The organism is Oceanirhabdus sp. W0125-5, assembly GCF_027938815.1.
Classification (GTDB): Bacteria; Bacillota; Clostridia; order Clostridiales; family Clostridiaceae; genus Oceanirhabdus.
The window spans coordinates 185,274-206,509 of the sequence record NZ_CP115913.1; the positions used below are offsets into that span (position 1 = coordinate 185,274).

At 30.2% G+C, this 21,236-nt stretch carries 20 protein-coding genes; 6 read left to right on the top strand and 14 right to left on the bottom strand.

Annotated features, from left to right (window positions below; genetic code table 11):
* Positions 1-72: 72 nt before the first annotated feature.
* Both OW730_RS00845 and OW730_RS00850 read right to left on the bottom strand, forming a co-directional pair.
* Positions 73-1,494, bottom strand: coding sequence for an MATE family efflux transporter (locus OW730_RS00845; RefSeq protein WP_271227287.1), 1,422 nt, complete (start codon positions 1,492-1,494; stop codon positions 73-75).
* A gap of 200 nt (positions 1,495-1,694) precedes the next feature.
* Positions 1,695-2,621, bottom strand: coding sequence for an alpha/beta fold hydrolase (locus OW730_RS00850; protein WP_271227288.1), 927 nt, complete (start codon positions 2,619-2,621; stop codon positions 1,695-1,697).
* A 254-nt stretch (positions 2,622-2,875) separates the two neighbouring features.
* Between OW730_RS00850 and OW730_RS00855 the strand changes: the two genes are divergently transcribed.
* On the top strand, positions 2,876-4,381 hold the full coding sequence (locus OW730_RS00855; protein ID WP_271227289.1) for a methyl-accepting chemotaxis protein: 1,506 nt from the start codon (positions 2,876-2,878) through the stop codon (positions 4,379-4,381).
* A 228-nt stretch (positions 4,382-4,609) separates the two neighbouring features.
* Here OW730_RS00855 and OW730_RS00860 read toward each other — a convergent pair whose 3' ends face one another.
* On the bottom strand, positions 4,610-5,083 hold the full coding sequence (locus tag OW730_RS00860; RefSeq protein ID WP_271227290.1) for a hypothetical protein: 474 nt from the start codon (positions 5,081-5,083) through the stop codon (positions 4,610-4,612).
* 64 nt (positions 5,084-5,147) lie between these two features.
* A complete protein-coding gene (locus OW730_RS00865; RefSeq protein ID WP_271227291.1) occupies positions 5,148-6,284 on the bottom strand; it encodes a Card1-like endonuclease domain-containing protein in 1,137 nt (378 codons plus the stop codon).
* An 85-nt stretch (positions 6,285-6,369) separates the two neighbouring features.
* Between OW730_RS00865 and OW730_RS00870 the strand changes: the two genes are divergently transcribed.
* Positions 6,370-6,678, top strand: coding sequence for a YmaF family protein (locus tag OW730_RS00870; protein ID WP_271227292.1), 309 nt, complete (start codon positions 6,370-6,372; stop codon positions 6,676-6,678).
* Positions 6,679-6,913: 235 nt separating this feature from the next.
* Here OW730_RS00870 and OW730_RS00875 read toward each other — a convergent pair whose 3' ends face one another.
* Complete coding sequence (locus OW730_RS00875) at positions 6,914-7,957, bottom strand: polysaccharide deacetylase family protein (RefSeq protein WP_271227293.1); 1,044 nt, start codon at positions 7,955-7,957, stop codon at positions 6,914-6,916.
* 553 nt (positions 7,958-8,510) lie between these two features.
* Between OW730_RS00875 and OW730_RS00880 the strand changes: the two genes are divergently transcribed.
* The gene (locus tag OW730_RS00880) at positions 8,511-9,839 is read left to right on the top strand and encodes a PLAT/LH2 domain-containing protein (RefSeq protein ID WP_271227294.1); all 1,329 of its coding nucleotides are present in this window, start codon (positions 8,511-8,513) and stop codon (positions 9,837-9,839) included.
* A 97-nt stretch (positions 9,840-9,936) separates the two neighbouring features.
* Here OW730_RS00880 and OW730_RS00885 read toward each other — a convergent pair whose 3' ends face one another.
* The 3 genes from OW730_RS00885 to hprK form a co-directional block, all read right to left on the bottom strand.
* Positions 9,937-10,869 carry a CPBP family intramembrane glutamic endopeptidase gene (locus tag OW730_RS00885; protein ID WP_271227295.1) on the bottom strand — a complete coding sequence of 311 codons (933 nt, stop codon included), beginning with the start codon at positions 10,867-10,869 and terminating at the stop codon, positions 9,937-9,939.
* Between the two features lie 130 nt (positions 10,870-10,999).
* Positions 11,000-12,223, bottom strand: a complete 1,224-nt coding sequence (locus tag OW730_RS00890) for an MBL fold metallo-hydrolase (protein WP_271227296.1) — start codon at positions 12,221-12,223, stop codon at positions 11,000-11,002.
* 39 nt (positions 12,224-12,262) lie between these two features.
* Entirely contained in the window at positions 12,263-13,168 is a 906-nt protein-coding gene (gene hprK, locus OW730_RS00895; RefSeq protein ID WP_271227297.1) for an HPr(Ser) kinase/phosphatase, read from the bottom strand.
* 254 nt (positions 13,169-13,422) lie between these two features.
* Here hprK and OW730_RS00900 point away from each other — a divergent pair, with 254 nt between their 5' ends.
* Both OW730_RS00900 and OW730_RS00905 read left to right on the top strand, forming a co-directional pair.
* On the top strand, positions 13,423-14,643 hold the full coding sequence (locus tag OW730_RS00900; protein ID WP_271227298.1) for a cation:proton antiporter: 1,221 nt from the start codon (positions 13,423-13,425) through the stop codon (positions 14,641-14,643).
* 15 nt (positions 14,644-14,658) lie between these two features.
* Positions 14,659-15,006 (top strand): hypothetical protein, encoded by a 348-nt coding sequence (locus tag OW730_RS00905; protein ID WP_271227299.1) that lies wholly within the window; start codon positions 14,659-14,661, stop codon positions 15,004-15,006.
* Positions 15,007-15,285: 279 nt separating this feature from the next.
* Here OW730_RS00905 and OW730_RS00910 read toward each other — a convergent pair whose 3' ends face one another.
* The 3 genes from OW730_RS00910 to OW730_RS00920 all read right to left on the bottom strand — a co-directional run bounded on the left by OW730_RS00910 (position 15,286) and on the right by OW730_RS00920 (position 17,810).
* Positions 15,286-15,780 (bottom strand): GNAT family N-acetyltransferase, encoded by a 495-nt coding sequence (locus OW730_RS00910; RefSeq protein ID WP_271227300.1) that lies wholly within the window; start codon positions 15,778-15,780, stop codon positions 15,286-15,288.
* Between the two features lie 322 nt (positions 15,781-16,102).
* Positions 16,103-17,068, bottom strand: coding sequence for a phosphotransferase enzyme family protein (locus OW730_RS00915; protein ID WP_271227301.1), 966 nt, complete (start codon positions 17,066-17,068; stop codon positions 16,103-16,105).
* A 394-nt stretch (positions 17,069-17,462) separates the two neighbouring features.
* Positions 17,463-17,810, bottom strand: a complete 348-nt coding sequence (locus OW730_RS00920) for a cupin domain-containing protein (protein ID WP_271227302.1) — start codon at positions 17,808-17,810, stop codon at positions 17,463-17,465.
* 177 nt (positions 17,811-17,987) lie between these two features.
* Here OW730_RS00920 and OW730_RS00925 point away from each other — a divergent pair, with 177 nt between their 5' ends.
* Positions 17,988-18,590: a superoxide dismutase gene (locus OW730_RS00925; RefSeq protein ID WP_271227303.1), complete on the top strand. Its 603-nt coding sequence runs from the start codon at positions 17,988-17,990 to the stop codon at positions 18,588-18,590.
* 246 nt (positions 18,591-18,836) lie between these two features.
* On the opposite strand, the gene OW730_RS00930 is transcribed toward OW730_RS00925, so the two are convergent.
* From OW730_RS00930 to OW730_RS00940, 3 genes are all read right to left on the bottom strand, one after another.
* On the bottom strand, positions 18,837-19,736 hold the full coding sequence (locus OW730_RS00930) for an AraC family transcriptional regulator (RefSeq protein WP_271227304.1): 900 nt from the start codon (positions 19,734-19,736) through the stop codon (positions 18,837-18,839).
* A gap of 340 nt (positions 19,737-20,076) precedes the next feature.
* Positions 20,077-20,646, bottom strand: a complete 570-nt coding sequence (locus OW730_RS00935; protein WP_271229495.1) for a peptide-methionine (S)-S-oxide reductase — start codon at positions 20,644-20,646, stop codon at positions 20,077-20,079.
* A 104-nt stretch (positions 20,647-20,750) separates the two neighbouring features.
* Positions 20,751-21,215, bottom strand: coding sequence for an NUDIX hydrolase (locus OW730_RS00940; RefSeq protein ID WP_271227305.1), 465 nt, complete (start codon positions 21,213-21,215; stop codon positions 20,751-20,753).
* Positions 21,216-21,236: the final 21 nt, after the last annotated feature.

Consider the following 21,236-nt stretch of genomic DNA (forward strand, 5'->3'; position numbering starts at 1 on the left):
ATCATATATTGACTCAATCTTTTGTAAATTGTTATTAACAAAATAAACCATCGTATCCACGATGGTTTAAGTTTATGCTGATATTTTTTCTCTTTTATTTTTATTAAAATATGCCTTTATCTTATCTATTCCAACCTCTGGTCGTCTCATTAAAAGTATACTGAATAAAGATACTAGTACTACTCCTTTAAACATACTGCTCATACTTATACTCCACCAAACCCCTTCAATTCCTAAGGCTGTGTATTTAGATAGAATGTATGCTGCAGGAACTCTTGCTCCAGTAAATATTATACTTACTAATGACGGTACAAATGTTTTTCCAAGTCCATTGAAAGCTCCAGCAGTTGTTATTTCTACACACATGAACAATTGAGATAACCCAAGTATTCTTAAATAAACTATTCCCATTCTTAGTGGCTCTTCATCTGAGATGAAAGCCTTAAATATAGGTTCTGCTCCAAAGATTAAGGTGCAGGTTACTCCAATACCAAACACAGCTACGATTGATAGAGCTGACAAATATCCTTTATAGATTCTATCCCACTTTTTAGCACCATAGTTTTGTCCAACAAATGCACTTAAAGCAGTTTGGAACCCTCCTGCTGTCATCCATGATAGGGACTCAATTTGAGAACCAACCTTCTGCACTCCTATTCCAACTGGATCTATTCCTGAAATAATTCTTCCTATTGTCATACTGAAGAAAGTAAAAAGACCGCTTTGGAAAGCAACTGGTGCTCCAATTATTAATATATCTCTCATATGCGAAACTTCAATTCTTGATAATATATTAACCCCATTAAATAAGGTTTTTCCTTTTTTACTTAATTTAATTGCCATAATAAATGCAATGGTAACAACAGACTGTGAAATAATTGTTGCCAGTGCAGCTCCACTAACTCCCATTTCACTGAAAGGACCTATACCATTAATCATCAATGGGTCAAGAATCATATTTAAGATTAACCCAGTAAAGTTCATTATTAAGGGAGTTGTACTATCCCCTGAACCATTAAATATTGCTGTGAATACAGGATTTATAAAATAAAATATTAATCCAAAAGCTATAATACCTAAATAATCTACAGCCATTTTATTTATAATTTCATCTTCGATATTAAAGAAACCAATAAAATCTTTCTTAAATATTAATATTACTAATGTGTAAAAAACTCCAAGTGCTAAAATTATTTGAATAGCAGACTTGATATATTTTTTAGTATCCTCAAATCTTTTCTGCCCTATTGATTGAGAAACTTTAACCTCTGCCCCTATTTTGGCAAGAAGAATAAATGCAAACCCAAACCATGAAAAGAAACCTGCAGTTCCCGCTGCTGATACTGCTTCTCCTGAGGAATCATAATTCCCAAGCCAATACATATCCATCATATTGTAAGCCATCTGTAAAAAAGAAGTTAACATAATTGGTACTGCAAGCTTAAATAATTTCTCATATATATTTCCTTCTGTAAGGTCAATTCTCTTTTTCACTACTCACCCTCCTGTCTTCTCGTTCATACTAAATCAATGTAAAAATGTATATTCATTTACTCTATTTGTTTCATATATCTAAAGTTTCGATAATCTAATTTTCTACCGAATCAAAACTATTATACACTCATTTAAATATAGTAACAAGAGGTAAGTTTTATGATACAGATTAAATTAATATTTGAGTTGAATCTATATAATTATTTGATCCACTCAATTATGTCCTTATACACATCATCTCTATTAATTTCATTTAATATCTCATGTCTTCCCTGTTCATATAACTTTAGAGTAATATCCTTTACCCCACTCTTCTTTAATTTTTTATAAACCTTCTTAACACCCTTTCCAGATGCTCCTACAGGATCTTTATCCCCTGAAATCATAAGAATAGGTATATTCTTTTCTGTTTTCTTAAAGGCTTCATTAGAATTAATATATTTAACCCCAGTGAATAAATCTTCATACCCTTTTACAGTAAATATAAATCCGCATAAGTCATCTTCAATATATTTATCTACTTCTCCACTTTCCCTGCTTAACCAATCAAAAGTCGTTCTTGTAGGTTTGAATTTTTTATTAAATCCTCCAAAGGTGAGTTTATCAATTTTTTCGCTTCTATACATAATTCCCTTTTGCTTTTTTTCATGTGCTACTAAACGTAAGGCAAAATTACTTAAAATTGTATTTGTGTACCCAGTTCCACAAATTATACATTTTGAAATTCCCTTAGGGTCTCTTGTTAAATAATCTCTAAGAATAAATGACCCCATACTATGTCCAAAAATAATTATGGGTTTATCAGTATATTCCTTCTTTATATGCTCAGTTATTGAAATCTCATCTTCAACTAGTTTACTCCATCCATTTTCTTCTCCAAAAAAGCCTAATTCTTCATTACTATTAACTGATACTCCATGCCCTACATGATCATCCCCAATAACCACATATCCTAATTCATTTAATTTTTCTGCAAAACATGCATATCTTTTAGCATGCTCTGCTGCTCCATGAACAATTTGAAATACACCATTAATATTTTCCTTATCAATTTGATCATTTTCCCACTTATGAATAGTAATTTTACTACCATCTTTTCTTTTAATTTCTTCTTCCCTATAAGTCATATTTATCCCCCTTATAATTTTTATTACTTTTTGAATATCTATTACATTTTCAAACAAATATCTATCCCCACGGAAGTCTATATAGTACTTTTTCTAATTAATTTTTGGATATACTTATATTATAATATATTTTCTATTATTATTTTTAGAAATTTTAGCCAATTCTTGACTTAAATTATTTATATATTATAATTTTATTATAGATAAAATTTTGTGTAAAATTATCACAATATAATACAGAGGAGGTATTTTTTTTGTTGAATAAATCATTTTTTTGTAAAATAAGCCCCTTAATTATAATACCTTTAGCAATAATATTTTCATTAATCTCATTAATACCAATACCTAACTATATTACGATAACATTGGCAGTTTTGGTTACTTATGTTGTTTCCTATTATCTTCAAAGAAATTATAATAAAAAAACAGATGAACTTCAGGATTCTTATCATAGAACTTATAATAATACAAAATCATCTAATAAAGATTTGACTAAAATCTCTAAAAAATTAGCAGATACAACTAAGGATATTTATATTTCAAATAGAGAACTAAGAGAATTCTCTAATAAAATAAATTCTGCCTCTAAATCAATACTATCGCTTTCTGAAAATGATAATGATTACATACAAACGTTAATCAGATTGATTGAATTAATTGGTACGCAGATTAATAATATTGTTGATGTTTCTGAAAAAACTAATACTATTTCTAATAATAGCATTGATATTCTTAATAATGAAAAAGATACCATAACATTTGCAATATCAAATATGGCAGATTTAAAAGAATACTATGAAACATTATTAAACAGTACAGATAATTTAAAGAATCTATCATCTGAAATTTCTAGCATTACTAATTATATAGAAGACATTGCTAATAAGACTAATTTATTAGCATTAAATGCTCGTATAGAAGCTTCAAGAGCTGGAGAGGCTGGTAATAGCTTTGCCGTTGTAGCCAATGAAATAAAGAAGTTATCTGAACAAACCAAGAATTTCAGCTCTAACATATCAAAATATATTTCTGATATGGAAGATGAAATTAATAATTTAAATAGTAAAGCAGTATCAACTAATGATAAAATATTATGCACAAAAGAATCTGTAGAAAAGATAGATAATACTTTTTCAACAATTGTACAAGCTAATCAGAATCTTCATAATGGAATTAGTCATATATTAGATAGCTCAGATACAATTTCAAATTCATCTGTTGAAATAAAAGATACAGTTCATGATTTAAGTAATTGTCATACTACAACATTTGGTTCAGTACAGGAGATCGCATCAGATATTGATATGCAATGGTCTGTTATTAATAACCTTAACACCACTATTGAAAACATATCTACTGTGTCAAATGACTTATTGAATTTATCTATTGATAAAGATGTTTATATAAAGCTTGAAGAAATTGGTTTAAGCATTATGAATAATACTAATATTAATAAAAGTGAAGAATCCTTAAGAAAATATTGTGATAATATTGGTATCAATGAACTATATTACGCTGATAAGGAAGGGTATTTTAGATACGCTTCTGATAAATCAGGATATATGTTAAATATTTTTGAATTAGATTCTAGATACAAAGACTTTATGAAAAGCAATGAAAATATAAAAATCTATCCACTTACTAGAAGAATTGATACTGGAGAGTTATATATTTTTATGGCAATTAAACGATTAGATGAACAAGGTGTAATATCCTCTGGAATATCAATCACTAATCTTCTTAAATTAAAAACTAAATAATTTTCAAAGCCTATTGAGTAAATCAATAGGCTTTTATATTTTTATGCAGAAAAATACACCTCAAGTATACTTAAGGTGTCGCATTTAATAAATTTTATTTGGGAGAACATCATGATTAATTATGGGGTTTATTAATCATTTTTGTTGGTAATTCAACTAACCAACAATGCAATTTTACTACTTTAAAAAATACTTAACAAGGCTTTTTATGAATTATTAATAACTCTTTTATATCCCGTTCATTTTCTTAATAACTTCATAATATTCTCTCTTGATTTTGTTAATATCTGTATATGGATAAACTATTACTTCCTCTTCTTTGAAGATATAATTTTCAGTTAAAGGAAGTAACATAACCTCCTTTTCATTAGAACTAAAGTAAAATACTATCCAATTATATTTATTGTTATTTATACTTCTTATTAAAGTAATATTTTTTGTAAATTCAACTTTTTCGCACTTATATTTTTCCTTGCCTATAATTATATCTCCTGAAAATACAGTTTTCTTCAAAAAAGATTTATTTATTGTTCCATCAATTTTCACTATTATCTCATCTACTATTTTTTCTTTTGAAATATTTGCAACTTTACACGTATATAATCTATTTACTTTAGATGGCATAAGATTAAATATGTATGCAAATAAAAACACAACTATTAAAGCAAATAATATTGTACCCCAAATGCCTTTTGTTCTCATCATACTCTCCCATTTATTAATCCTATTATTATCTTATGCAGAGAATTGTAAAATAGTTTTACTTTTATTCTATTACTTCTTTTAATTTTTTCTTAAACTCATCAAAATCATTATTAAATATTATCAGATTTATTCCCATTTCATTTGCTCTATCACCTGTAGTACTTTTATACGATTCCTTAGTTGCTACCAGTATTTTTTTTACTGTCTTCCCTCCTATTTTTTTTGCATATACTTCTAATTCGTTCAAAGTATCAGAATCATAATGGGCAGTATCTTTACATGATATATATACAAGATTTGAACTATATGAAGCAAGAACATCCACCTCATTTTTCACATCTTCTTCTTTTCTGTCCCATAGAAAAACTACTCCTGCTCTTGCATCATCAATAAATCCCAACTCTTTTATTGCCTGATAAGTTAATACCTCTAACCAGGTTCCTACCTTTCCTATAAAATCCTTGCATGAGTTATTTTTAAATTTAAAAGTAATTAAATCTTCATCTCTTGAAGACACTTTCCCTATGGAGTTGTTTTCCAATTCTTTTAAAAACATCATCAAGATTGAATTTTCACTGTGGTCCAGTTTATTTATCCTGAATTGCACTATATTAAGCCTTTCTTTATCCCAATTTATAATCTCATAATTACTTGCAATTTTCTTAAATGTTTGCCATTCTCTTCTATTATCCAAAATAAACTTACTCATATTTATAAATCTCGCTTCATCGAACATCTTAGTATTTTCATCTAAAATTTCTCCACCATTAATTCCTATAAAGTCATGAATATCTATATCAATTTCTGAAATACTAACTTCTTTATCTTCATCAATAAAAAGTATAGTATCCTCTTTATTATCTATATATACACATTTTAATCCTAATTCCCGAGCTTTTATATATACCATTAATACAGCTTTGGTTTCATCTCCAAATAAGCTTATTATAGTATCTTCTCTATTAAAATCTTTTAATACATTTCCCAGGTAATTGTTATTAATCTTTTTTACACATCTCTTACTACAATGTATATGCCCATAATTATTTTCAATGAATTTACTTATCTGTTCATAATTATTACTGTTATCATCCTCATTAGTTATAAATATAATATTCTCAGGTTGAAAAAATAACATAGAAACAACGCTTCCGTAATTTCTATTGTTCATAATACAAACTAGATTTTTATACCCCATAAAATTACCACTCCTTTAACCCTTTTTATCACCAAGCTATTTCATATTCATATAATATACTGAACCATTACTTAAGGAGGCAAAAATGAACTGCTGTTGTTGCCAACATCGACATAAGTTTAAGATCAGAACAGGATATTGCGAAGATCATACTCATAAAATTAAAGGTTACACCTGCTGCACTTACAATACTTGTTATCACACTCATATCATAGAAGGTTGCTGTACTTCAAAAGATGATCATAGTCATCGCTATTGTATAGAAACCAGCCCTGCAATTCCATTACCATGTGGTGGACATTGTCATTATGTAGATAGTGAAACTAATTGTTTTTATGGCCACGTTCATGAAGTATGCTTCGAAATTGAAGATAAAAAAACTGACCTCTGTTAAATTTATACTAAATACTGCTTGAAGCTAGGTTCAAATAACCTAGCTTTTTCACTTTACATATAATACCATCATAATGTATATTATTCTTCTATTTAACAGATATTATTCTAAAAGCAAATTATAGCTGAAACTCTTATAGGTAAAGCTGCTTGTGAGGAAGTAAAAAACAATTTTCTTTTTAAATAAACTTAATGGCAATGTATCTTATTACAAGATACATTGCCATTAATATATACTAGAATGAATTAAAACTTTCCTCAACAAGAGGTTCAAATCTATATCCTCTATCTAATAACCCTTCAATTATTTCTGGTAAAGCATCAGGAGTTGTCTTTTTTGCTCCTGCATCATGGAAAAGAATAACTACCTTGTCTCTCCATATGTTACTTAAAACATTCTTTGCTATCTTATCTGCAGAAACAAGAACCTCTCTAGTATCTCCTGAATCAATATGCCAATTGAAATGTTTATATCCTAACTCATCAACAGCTTCTTTAGCTTCAGTTCTATGAAAGGAGCCACCTGGGAATCTGAATAACTTATTATTATATCCTTCAATCACACTTTTTATTAATTCATCTGTTCTCTTAATTTCACTAATTAAATTATCTACATCTGAATAAATATAATTATAATCATGACTATATGAGTGATTTCCTATAACATGTCCATCATCATATATCTTTTTAAGTGTTTTCTTATTCTTTTCTGCATTCTTTCCTAGAACAAAGAATGTTCCTTTTATGTTGTATTTATCTAACACTTCTAATACTTTATACGTGTTAGCACTTGGACCATCATCAAATGTTAAATAAGCTATTTTCTCTCCTTTTGGTTCCCTCTTTTTCTCCTCTTCCTTCTTAGAAGGCGTCTTCTTTGGTATATCTATTTCTTCTATTACATTGCCGCACTTAACCTTTATTTCTTTCTCATTAACTATCTCATTACTTAAAAAATTTTTTAGATATACCTTTATGAAATATATTCCTTGCTTGTTGAACTTAGTATTTACCTTGATACTATCACCAGCAGCAAATGGTGGAGAGTAATTCTGAAAATAACTTAAAATTTCTTTCTTATTATGATCAAATACTTTAAACTCAACTTGAATCAAGTCATCACCATCTGTCTTTATAGTGTATTCTATATTCTCCATTGGTTTTATACTTTTATTACTACATTTTAATTCCTTTATTTCATTATTTACTGCTTTTACTGGTTTAACACCTATTATAAAAACCAAAAACAATAAAACTAAACATCTTGTCCATTTCCTCATATATTTCCTCCTAACAATATATTCCATATTATGTTATTAGACGAAAATTTTGAATTTCCTTCTTTTTAAAATATACACTATAAATTTTCCTAATTCATAACTATTCTTAATCATTTAAATTTATATTTATTGTAAATTTTTTTCTTTATTAATTAATTTGCTTTAATTTTTATAAATTCAACTTAAGTAAATAATATTTTTGAAAGTTTTAATCAAATATTAAACCTTATTTATTCAATTTATATGATTTTAATTCTACCAACACTTCACACCAAACTCATTTGCACTTGTTATTTTGGTTCTTCCCTCAAATAATACCCAATTCCTTTTTGATAAAAATTAAAATACCCTCTTTACATTTTCATAAATACATTGTATATTATTATTACCCCTTGGTAAATATTATATATTTATTTATATATTTCTTTTTATTATGTTTTTTGTTATTTCTATGTAACTTTATAGTCACACTTCATTCAAAGCTCTCTTATAAAAATCATAAATAATAAAAACAAAACATCCAAGGGGAATTTAATTTTAAAAGGATGAAATTATGAGATATTTAAGAAAAAGAAAATCTGCAAAATTTATAATTAATCTACTTTTATGCCTTTCAATTATTGCATCAGTATCAGTAACTAAAGAAGTTTACGCCTTCCAACCAGTAAGTCATTATATATTAATGATGGAAACTGCAAAGAGATTACCAGAGGATAGTATAATAAGACAAGCTATAGAGACTTACCCTGAAATTGCAGCTATAGGTGCAAATGGTCCAGACTTACCCTTAATTCAACCAGGAGAGATCTTCGAGTATTCTCCATGGAGTAATGAATATCATTATTTCAAGGTTGGTTCTTTCGCTTCATCTCAGCTAAAAAATGCACTTGCCAGTAATGATTTAAAACAAATTGCTTATGCAGCTGGATGGATAACTCATATATGCGGAGATTTAGGTGCTCACGGTATTTTTGTTAATCCTGAATGTGGAGTTTATCTAGATAATCCCGACGGAAGAGACTTACATATAGCTTTAGAAACAGCAGCAGAACCTTATATTTGGGTTAATATGGGTCAAAAAAATAAAGAGTCTTATATGGCAGGAGTTACAAATTACTTTGCTTCTTCAGATGAAATTCCATATAAGCTAATAGTTAATACCTCTAATGAAATATACGGCGGCTCTCCAAGTGAAAGTGAGATTAGTCAATGGATAACTACTTTACATGCAGGCCTTATAACTGGAGCAGGATACACCTATACAGAGTATGATACTGCACTAGAAACATTATCTATAAATAATAGATCGGAAAGACTTAATTCAGCATTTTATTCAGCTCTTCAACGTTCACTTAACATTTTAACTTCAGCTGAATCAGGAAATTACAATGGTTTAAGTGATCGTTGGGTACTAGACGTAGGTAGAAGTGACTCCCCTATAAGTAATTTAACCTTAGAAATTAAAACTGGTGACACTACCTATTACAACTACGGAACTGGTACAGATGATGATGTTTACTTCGGTATCACTCTAAAAGACGGAACTACAAAAGAGTGGGAATTAGATGCTGGAACATATATAAATGATTTTGAATCAGGGAATACAGATAAATTTTATTTATATATTGATAGATACAGCACTAATATTTCCCCTGAAAATATAGAAAAAGTATGGTTAAGAAAAGATGATAAATATTTAAGTGCTGGTGGAGACTGGTATCCAGAGTACATTAAAGTGTATTTAAATAGTCAGCTTGCTGTTGATACTTTTATTCAGAAATGGATTACTTCTGACAATAATCTCCATGAAATTGATGTTGACTTATCTGGAATTATAGCAGTACCAGATGAACCAGATCCAGTAGGAGACTTTAATCAATAAATTCATTTATTCTAAATATGTACATGCTGTAATTTTAAACCCCTGTATTCCTAAGAATACAGGGGTTTAAATTACATAACTTAAAAATATTAATTTATTATAATTGAATAGATTGAATCTTTTCCCTATTCATAAATTTATAAGCTAATACTATTCCAACAACTAATACTACAGTACATGCAATTCCACCTTCTATTCCAAAACCTCCACCTGAAATAAACTGTGAACCTGTGTGATTAAACTTTAATAATGTACCGCCTACAACAGGGTTACCACTTACTTCTATTCCAAATATATTTCCCTGTGCCCAGTTCCAAGCAGAGTGAATTCCCATCACTCCCCATATTGAACCTTCTTTTAGCGCATATACAGCAGCAAAAACACCAAATAAGATTAGGTTTATCATAGGTAACACTCCTACATTGTTATTACCTAGATGCAGCAACCCAAAAAATGAAGAAGATATTATTACTCCTAGTATCACATTATATCTTGCTCCAATCACAGGTAAAAGCCATCCTCTTGTTATTATCTCCTCTGTTCCCCCCTGAATTATCCATCCTATAAGAATTAAGAAGACTGGACCAATTGCAGCAGCTCCAATTGCTACATCAGTTGAAGTTGTTGTAGGTTTCATAGCACCTGTAACATAACATATTAAAACAGATATAGCCATCATAGCAATTCCAATAAAGAACCCTTTAATATAGTTCTTACCTGCATTCTCTTTATAAAAACCAAGTGTTCTAACTTTTCTTTTCTGAGCTAATTTAACAAATAACATAAATACTACTGTCATTCCACCAAACACAAAAACTAACTGCAACAACATATTCCCAGTCATCCCTACATAGGTAGGAATAACAGATTTTATTCCAGCAATAACTAATACCCCAATAAAAGCACCAGCTTGCATTAATACATAAGCCAGTATCACTATTGCTATTAATATCAATGCTGAAATAAATGGATTATGTTTCTTTTTTTCACTTCTAAACCCTTCAATCAATCTTGATTGAACTTCTTTCATATTATCACCTCTTATGTTTTATTTTCACTATACATATTTTAACACTTTTTCATACTAAAAATCACCATATTTAATTAAATATATAGGAAAAAAATGTATGCGAACCTGGTACGCATACATTTTTTCCCTTTTAAAATTCACTTATAAGCTCTCCATCCGAATTGAATAATTTCCCTGGATCTTCTGCTGAATTACTCCACATATTTTTCTTTCCCCACTCTATATCACCTTTTTCATCTCCACTAGATATAGAAATAATTTCGCCTGGTTCAATGGCTACTTCTGGGAATATAAATTCCTGATTTCCTTTTACTGAAAGAAGTCTATATCCTTTCAAATTAACTTTTCTATTTCCATTGTTTTTAATATACACAAGTTCCTTGACTTTATCTATCTTTTCAATGGTTATCCTCTGAGTCTCTTCATCTTCATCATTCTCTTCTTCATTAGAACTATTATTATCCCTTTCATTGATAACTCCACTCTTAGAAACAAATTCAATACTTTCTCCATCACTCAAGCATACAATTGTGCCCAATTCATCTGTTCTTAACATCTTTATTCCCTGTTTATTAAATCTCTCAATTATTTCTTTATGTGGATGTCCATAATCATTATCTTTCCCACAACTAATAATGGCATATTTAGGCTTTACCTTTTTTAAGAACTCTATACTGCTAGAACTACTGCTTCCATGATGTCCTGCTTTTAATACATCACTTCTTAGTTCTAATCCTGTATGGATTATTTCTTCTTCACTATGAGCCTCTGCATCACCAGTAAATAAAAAGCTTCTTTGTTTGTATTCAAATCTTATAACTATAGAATAATCATTCATGTCCTTGTATTCTGTACTGTTTGGAGCTAATACTGTAAATTTACCTTCTCCTAATTCAAAAACCTCTCCAATTTTAGGTGTTGTAAATTTCAATCCTTTTTTCTTTGTTTGTGTTACTACATCTTTAAAAGTCTTAGTTGTATGAGTTACCTTCGGCATTAATACTTTTCCAATCTCAAATTCCTCAATTACTGCATCTAAAGATCCAATATGGTCCTCATGTGGATGTGTTCCTATAACATATTCTAACCTCTTAATCCCATTATTCTTTAAATAAGATAATAATACTTCTTTATCATCATTATTTCCTGCATCAATAAGCATGTTATTTCCTTCTTGCTCAATAAGTATAGCATCTGCCTGACCAACATCAATATAATGTATCTTTAACTTCCCTTCAATATTTGATCCCTCAATACTTTTATCTACACTGCTTACTTCTTGCAGCTTACACCCTCCTAAAAACAGCATAAGCATACTAACAAGTATTACGAGATATCCCTTAAAATTCCTCATTCATTTCCCTCCACTAATATTGTTATGTACTACATTAATTTATCTAGTTTCCATCATTCTTCTCTCAATCTTATCAATTGGAGATTCTTCTCCCATCACTTTGTACCTGTGATTTACCGCTGCTGTTTCTATAATAACTGCAAGGTTTCTTCCTGGCATAACAGGAAGAACTATTTTTCTTTTCTTAACTCCCAAGATATCCATATAGTCATCACTGCTGCCAAGTCTATCATAGTTCTTACCCTCTTGCCATTTTTCAAGTTGAATAACAAAGTCAATATATTTCTCTTTTCTTATTGAGCTTAGTCCATATAAAGATGGAACATCAATTATCCCCAGTCCCCTAACTTCAATCATACCCTCTGTTATATATGGGCTTCTCCCTAATAAATGTTGATCGATATTTTTTATATTAACAGCATCATCAGTTACTAATCTGTGTCCTCTCTTTATTAGCTCAAGAGCAGTCTCACTCTTACCGATACCACTCTCTCCTACAATTAATATTCCAAGTCCATAAATATCGCACAGTACTCCATGAACCATAGTCTCCTCTGCTAATTCTCTATCAAGATAGTTCATTATAATTGATATTATTCTTGTTGTGAGCTTTTTAGTTCTAACAATCCATATTTTTTTTTCTTCTGCAAGCTTAATTATCTCTTCACTAGGATATAAATCTCTAGAGAACACCAAACAAGGCATATCGAAGCTAAAATAGTGTTTAAGTCTTTCATCCCTTTCTAACGGTTCAAGCTGCTCTAAATAGCTCATTTCAGCCTTTCCTAAAACTTGAATTCTTTCATGAGCAAAATAATCAAAAAATCCAGATAACTGTAATCCAGGTCTATTAATATTACTTATAGTTACCTTTTTCTCCTCGTCACCTTTAACAATCACATCTAATTTCAAATCTTCAATAACCTTTGTTATATGTATAAACATTCTGAGTCACTCCTTTTCATTGGTTTTAATCTACATTCTATATAATCATATACTTTATATTTATTATAAACCTTTTAAGTTTATATTACATATTTCTTATAATAGCATAAATCCGATATTTAATGAAAATCTACAAGAACAATACCTATTTTAAATAGACAAGTCTAAAATGTACTAAATTAAGAAATTTTGACTTTAATGCTTGTTTACTTCTAGTAATAAAAGGACTAAGATACTATAGTCGTAAAAAATTAATGGACAAGGAAGTGATAAAATTGAATGCTTTTGTAAGTATGGGAATTGCTCTAATCGTTGGAATTGCCTTTGGTAAACTTATGGGAAAATTTAAAATACCATCAGTTGCTGGTTATATATTAGCAGGGTTACTTATTGGTGTTTCAGGATTACATATAATCGATAATAATTTAGAATTACAACTTTCTTTTTTAAGTGATTTAGCTTTAGGAATTATTGCTTTTAATATTGGAAGTGAGCTTGAAATTTCTGTCATAAAAAAATTAGGAAAATCAATATTTTTAATTGCTATATGTGAAGCTCTAGGTGCTTTTATCTTGGTTACAGGTGTTTCATTACTTCTAACTCATAAAATAGCACTATCATTAATACTCGGAGCTGTAGCATCTGCCACAGCCCCAGCAGCAACAGTTATGGTTCTAAAGGAATATAAATCTTCAGGCCCCTTGACCAGTACCCTTTTAGGAGTTGTTGCAGTAGATGACGCCATATGTCTTATGATATATTCAGTTGCTTCAGCTATTGCCAAGGTTTTTATAAAACATGAACCATTAACATTTTATAAAGTAGTTATAGCTCCATTATTTGAGATAACGCTATCTGTTGCAGTTGGTGCAGCTCTTGGAATTTTATTGACTTATTTATTAAATAAATCTAGAAACAAAGATGAAATTCTTATTTTTTCATCTGGAACAATTTTATTACTTATTGGAGTTTGTTCTGTATTCCATCTGTCATCTTTATTATGTGCTATGACATTGGGATTTATGGTAACTAATATATCAAACAAAAGCAGAAAAACCTTCTCAGTTCTTGAGAAATTTTCACCTCCATTAATAGCAGGTTTCTTTGTTCTTGCTGGAGCTAGATTAGACTTGTCTATGATACCTCAAATTGGTATACTTGGTTTAGCGTATTTAATATTTAGATTAATGGGTAAACTTTTAGGTGCAAACCTTGGTGGACATCTTGCTAAGGTATCATCCAAAGTAAGAAATAATATTGGATTAGGCTTATTCTCTCAAATAGGTGTAGCTGTAGGTTTAGCTATAATTGTAAGTAATGAATTTAGTGGTACAACCCTAGGAAGTACAGTTATGACAATATTATTAGCCACAACTGTTGTTACTGAAATAATTGGACCTATTTGTACTAAACGTGCTATTACCAATGCAGGAGAAATACCAAACATGGTTATACCCAAAAAAAATATTGCTTAATAGGAGATGATATTAATGTATTCTGTTTTTATAATACTTAATAAATTATGTAAGCTAGATGATATACTTAAAGTATTCTATGATAATGGATGTGGAGCAACAACAGTAAATAGTGAAGGTCTTGCCCACACTCTATGCAGCCACAATAATAGTATTCCATTATTCGCAGGTTTAAGATCGCTATTCCAAGATGATGATCCTCATAATGTAACAATAATGAGCGTCATAGAAGAAGAGAAAAAACTACGTGCCATAGTTGATACACTAAAACCAGAATTTGAAAAAAATAGACTTGGGATTTTGTTTGTAACACCTGTTCTTGAGAGTTATGGAGTTCATAATAAAGAATACGAGAACTACTAACACAAATTGAAAATTGAAAATGGACAACGGAAAACGATGGATGCTTCTGACCTTGGTCAGAAGCTATATTTTTATTGTTCTTTGGAACAACACACGTTTACTCATTTTATCCTAGGATAAAATATTATATTTAAACTACAATGTTTGATTTTAAATATATTTATGTAATTATTAACGGTTTCTTATTGCATGATACTCTTTTTTATGACGTAATTAATTACCTATTACTTGTCTATTATTTCGCAACATTAGAAAATTGTGCAATAAATTTCATACAGTTTATATATACTTTCTCATATGTAAAACTATTGTTGTATCTTCCTGCAATTCAGGTTTGGAAATAACCTGATAGCCCTGACTAATCCAAAAATCAATTCCTTTAGTATTATTTTCTTGAACAGAAATATAAACACTTGAAATTTTATGTTCCTTCTTTAACCATTCCTCTATAACCTTAATAACCGCTTTCCCAATATTCATATTTCTATATTCCTGTTTTATCATTATAAGGTTTATATATGCACAGTCCTGTTGTTTTTTATACATGCTAGGTATAAAATCAATAATTCCTACTACATGATTATTACAACATATAGTGCAGTAATAACCTCCATTACGTTCTGAATATTCTATATCACTTAAAACCATTTCTCTTGTGGCATTAGGTTGTGGACCTAAAGATAGGAAATCTTCATTTCTTTTATATACATTATAAACACTATCAAAGCCATGTGCATGAAAATCTTGAATTCTTATATTATCCTTAATAATCATATTTTTACCATCCCCACGTTATTAATGTATCTTATCTAACTATTCTGTAATTCTAACTATAAACTCTTTAATTCATAAAACAAACATTTTGATTCCTTCTGCTAAAAGACTATTTAATTCTTCAGGATTATTGAGATACTTCTCTGAATATGCCATTTCACCAATAGCCTTTGTCATAAGAAGATAATCATATCTTTAATATATCTATGAATTTTATTTGAAATATAATTATGTCCTATTGTATCTCCCTTAATATAAAAAAACTTTTACTTCAAATTTTTATTCAATATCAGAATACTGTTTCTTCATAACATAATGCTACCTAGGAACATAATAAAGATTCTATCTCAAACCAGTGTTCCGTCAACCAAAGCATTTCATCTTTAAAACGCTTTGGAATTTCATCACATTCTCTAAAAAATTCCGGCCGTATCCACCATGGTGTTTCAATGCACCACGAAAGCCTCAAAGCGTCAGCTATATTAGTCAATGTTAACTCTGAATGCTGTGAATATCCTTCAAGGAAACCGCCTACCTTTTCCACATTCATTATATTGCCTTCCAACGCAAAAGACAGTATCGCTCTTCCTATATCATGCCAAATATAGCTGTAACAATTACGGTCAAAATCAACGACAGCAGATACACCATCCACATGGAACAGGATATTGCCGGGTTGAATATCCTCATGAGCGAGTCCTTTAGGAAACTTATCAAAAAATTCGGTGCTAAGCTGCTTCAAAATCGGCTCCATCGCAAGCAAAGCTTTCCTATATTCAACATTAGCATCCGGCGCGCATTTCATCATACGGGAGTTAAAGTTTTCCCATAATAAATCCATCGTATAACCTCCAAAATTGGGTAGGCTCTTGACTGAAGGCTCCTGTAATTCTGAAAACGCTTTATGCATTACAGCACAAGCGCTGCCCAGACTTCGCATTTGTGTTATTGTGATTGTGTCGGGGTTTTCTGTCTTTCCTGAGCAAAAATCCATGACCATATAGGCTGTTTCGTCATCCAACCAACGAATTACACGGTCTCCGTACTGCCAGAGAAATGGACAAGGAACGCCTTTTTTTTCAAGGATAATCTGCCGCTGCAATGCGGACTCGATTCTCTCAATGCGTTCTCTGCTATACCGCTTAGTGCTGTATTGTTTGACCAAAAGCTCACCCTTTTCAGTGGAAACCTTCCATTTCAGATTCAATAATCCACCTGTTACTGGAGTAATTTGGTTACAAATTAGCCCATAACTATTTTTCAAATCAGCTATAATACTGTCCTTCATATAATAGCCCCCTTAATTAATATAAGAATCTTTAGTACACATTTAATAACTATTACGTTACTAGTGCTAAATTTCTATTGCTGCACAAAACAAATATTTTTGCACAGCAATTGTTTTATATTTTTAATTATACATAATTTTAATTTTCTTTTAAAATAATTACATTTGCGATGTATATATAACATCAACATCATACTTAAACATACCCAAGATAAAGTATTGTATTTAAACTACAATGTTTCATTTCAAATGAAACGAGTAAACCTCTATTGTCCAAGGACCCATAAGATTAAAATTTCTCGGAGAGAAATGTCCTTCATTATCCATTCTACATTATCCATTCTACATTATCCATTCTACATTAAAAAATGCCCTCGACAGAGGGCATTTTTTCTTAAGCGTGGCCTTTCTTAGGCACTATACAAATAAATTCTAAAGTTTCATCTCCAGTATTTTGGAACTGATGAAGTGCATTTGAAGGAACATAAGCATATGAACCAGCTTCAATAACCTTATCTTCTCCATTTAAATGTAATAGCCCTTTACCTTTAATTATATAATTTATGTGTGGCCAATCATGAGTATGCCTAGGTGTATATCCACCTGGTTCAACTTCCATAACTCTCATAACATGATCTTCCCACCCTTGCTCTGGACCAACTAAAACTTTCATTGCAGCACCTTTAACAGTATCTAAGTTTATTTTTACTGCTTCTAATTCTGATAATTTTCCTACTACCATCGCTATCACCTCAATATACTGAATTATTTGAAAACAATTATTAATAGTCTTCTTATGTCTATATTTTATATCAAACTCTCCTCTTATTAAATACTTTATTACAAATATATTTTAAACTTACTGCATAAAATAATGTTGAATTAAGTAAAAAACTTTTAATTAAGGAGGACATAAACAGTGCCATATACTTTACCAAAATTACCTTATGATTATAATGCCTTAGAACCTCATATGGATGAAGAAACATTAAGAATTCACCATGATAAACATCACCAGTCATATGTTGATGGTCTCAACAAAGCTATGGAGGCTCTTGATAAAGCTAGAAAAAATAGTGATTTTGCAATGATTAAACATTATGAAAGGGAACTAGCATTCCATGGTTCAGGACATATACTACACACTCTATTTTGGGAGAACTTAACTCCTGCTGGTAAAGATAAACCAAATGGAGATTTATTAAAACAAATCGAGAAAGACTTTGGATCATATGAAGCATTTAAAGCTCAATTCACACAAGCAGCTATTGCTGTTGAAGGATCTGGATGGGTAATATTAGTCTATCATCCTATGTTATGTAGATTAGATATACTTCAATGTGAAAAACATCAAAACTTAACAGTTTGGGGATCTCAACCTATATTAATTTTAGATGTATGGGAACATGCTTATTACTTAAAACATCAAAATAAGAGACCTGAATATATCCAAGATTTTTGGAAAATATGTAATTGGGATAAAGCAGAAGCAAGATTCACTCATTGCTGTAAATGCCAATAGACTTTGAAAAGAAGTTGACAGTTGACAACGGACAACGGACAACGATGTATGGTTCTGACTAAGGTCAGAACCTACATTGTATTCTTCTTTAGGACAAGAAGGCTTTACTCATTTTATCTTATATAAAATATTGTATTTTAACTCCAATATTTCATATAGAATGAAACAAGTAAACCCTTTATATCCAAAGAAAGATAAGATTATAATTTTTCGAAGAGAAATGTCATTTTCAAAATATTAAAACTATTATTTTCTTAGAATAGGTGCATAAATCTTAATCTTAGATGTCTCATCTTTATAATCTGCATCGTATACCTCAAAACTAGGGAGTCTTGAGTACGTATATTTATTCTTTGTATTAACTGTTTGCGGTTGTTCTAAACCTTGTTCAGATAACCATGTCTTGAAAAAGTACTTCCAAAATTCTCCGCTAGTTTCCATCTCAAGAGTAGTATCAAACACTGCGTATTCACAGCTGTCGAATCTACGAGCAATAAGCCCTGAAGGCAAGTTATCAAGCGTTGAAACTTCCACACTAATCATATACTTGGCTGTATCATCTTCTCTTGATTCATGTGTCATACCATATACTACGGAAGAGTTTACTTGATCAGGAATTAATTCTTCTAATTTTTGGCTATTCCATTGGTCATACAAATCTCCTATGTTGTTAGTGCCTCTATTGTAATCAATGTCAGTCTCAATTCCTACTACTAAGAAGCTTTCTTTTGTAACAAATTGTACACTGTCGAAACTTTGTTTTAAATCCATAGTTATACCTCTTTCCATAAATAAATTTTTTGGAGGAAACGGATCAATAATTGGATTTATCCTCCTGAAACGCGCCGGCGGATTTCTATATAGCTGTACAAATTTCTTAGTGAATGACTGCTGGGACGAAAACCCTGTTTCAAAGGCGATAGAGATAATTCGCTTATCAGTCTCCTTAAGTAACGTGGCCGCTCGATATAAACGATATCGATTAACATATTCTTTTACTGTGTAACCTGTCAGTACCCTGAACACCTTTGAAAAATAAGATGGTGATAGATATACATGATCAGATATATCACCAACTAAGATATTTTCGTCATAGTTATTGTGTATAAACTGCATTGCTTTATATATACTATTCAGGTAATCCATGTCAATCCCTCCTTCCACTAATATAATACTATATCAGGAATCTAAAAGTTTTGTCAGAATCAACTTTGTTGAACTCTTCCTATAAAAAGTTATTTTAGAAATCAAATTCAATTTAAATTTTTTAAATGTAATTAAAAGAAAATGGAGCTAGTGGTAAAACGATGATAATTTTAGATAAAAAAATGGGTTCCAGTAATCTGGAACCCTTATAATCATCTCGATTATTAATGTAATGCAAATTTTATCCCTATTTCTACTTGTTATTCCATCGAGAATAATAACATATTATGAGGTAGAATGTCAATGTCATTTCAATTATTCCCTAATTGGAAAATAATTATTATAATCCTTTTCTCTTATCAAATTCTTTTACGAATGACTCCAATAACTCCTTGCCTTCTTCTGTTAAGCCCAACTCATGGATCTCTTCTTTCAACATTTCGTTGTTTCCATGACCATGAACATATCCGTTGATATGCCCTACTGCAGTAGACATAGTTAACTCTTTTTCACTTATATATATTTCCTTCATATCATGATATAACTTTCTTATTCTTTTAAAATAATATTTCTGATGATAGTCTTCAGCAGGATAAAAATTCTTAAAAGGTCTTATATCCGTATCAAACTTCTCTCCCTTATCCTTTTCTTTTTTCTCCATTATCCTAAGTATAATATCTTTTTCATTCTCATCTTCATAAAATAAAATTGATCTATATTGATTGCTTTGGTTTAAATGAGGACACGTTTGAGTATCAAAAAACATTTCCACCAACTCTTCATATGAGACTATATCAGGATCATAATGAATTTGAACCTTTTCAGTATGATCGCCCATATTTTTATATTCAGGATCTGGCATATCTCCACCAGCATATCCTACTTCAGTGTACTTTACTCCTTCTTTAATCCCAAACTGGGAATCTGGACCCCAAAATCATCCCATAGCAAATGTAGCTATCTTAGTATCAGTATCATTAAATTTACTATCAATTAATGGCTTGTTCATTAAGCTCATCTCCTTACCAAATAATCTTTAAGTTTTGATATTATAACCCTATCTGGAGGATTTAAATCACTTTCAACTGGTATATCATTTAACTTAAAAAACCTTAACTCCAAACTTTCTTCTTCATCTCTTCTTAAATCCCCACTATAGTCATTACATAAAAAAACTGCTGTTGTAATATATACTTCATCTCCATTTGGATAAACATAGTGTAAATCCTCACCAGAAAAAATATTGAAAAGTTCTAATCTGTTAACATCTAGTCCAGTTTCTTCCTTAACTTCTCTAACTGCTGTCTCTTCAAATGTTTCACCTAATTCCATACTTCCACCAGGGATACCCCAGCACTTATTGTCTGTTCTCCTCTGTAATAGTATCTCATTATTTTCATTAATTATTGCAGCACCTGCGGCTGGCATAAATATAGCTCTTTTCCCCACTAATTTTCTCATGTCCATTATATAACCCATAAAAATCCCCCTCCTTATTAT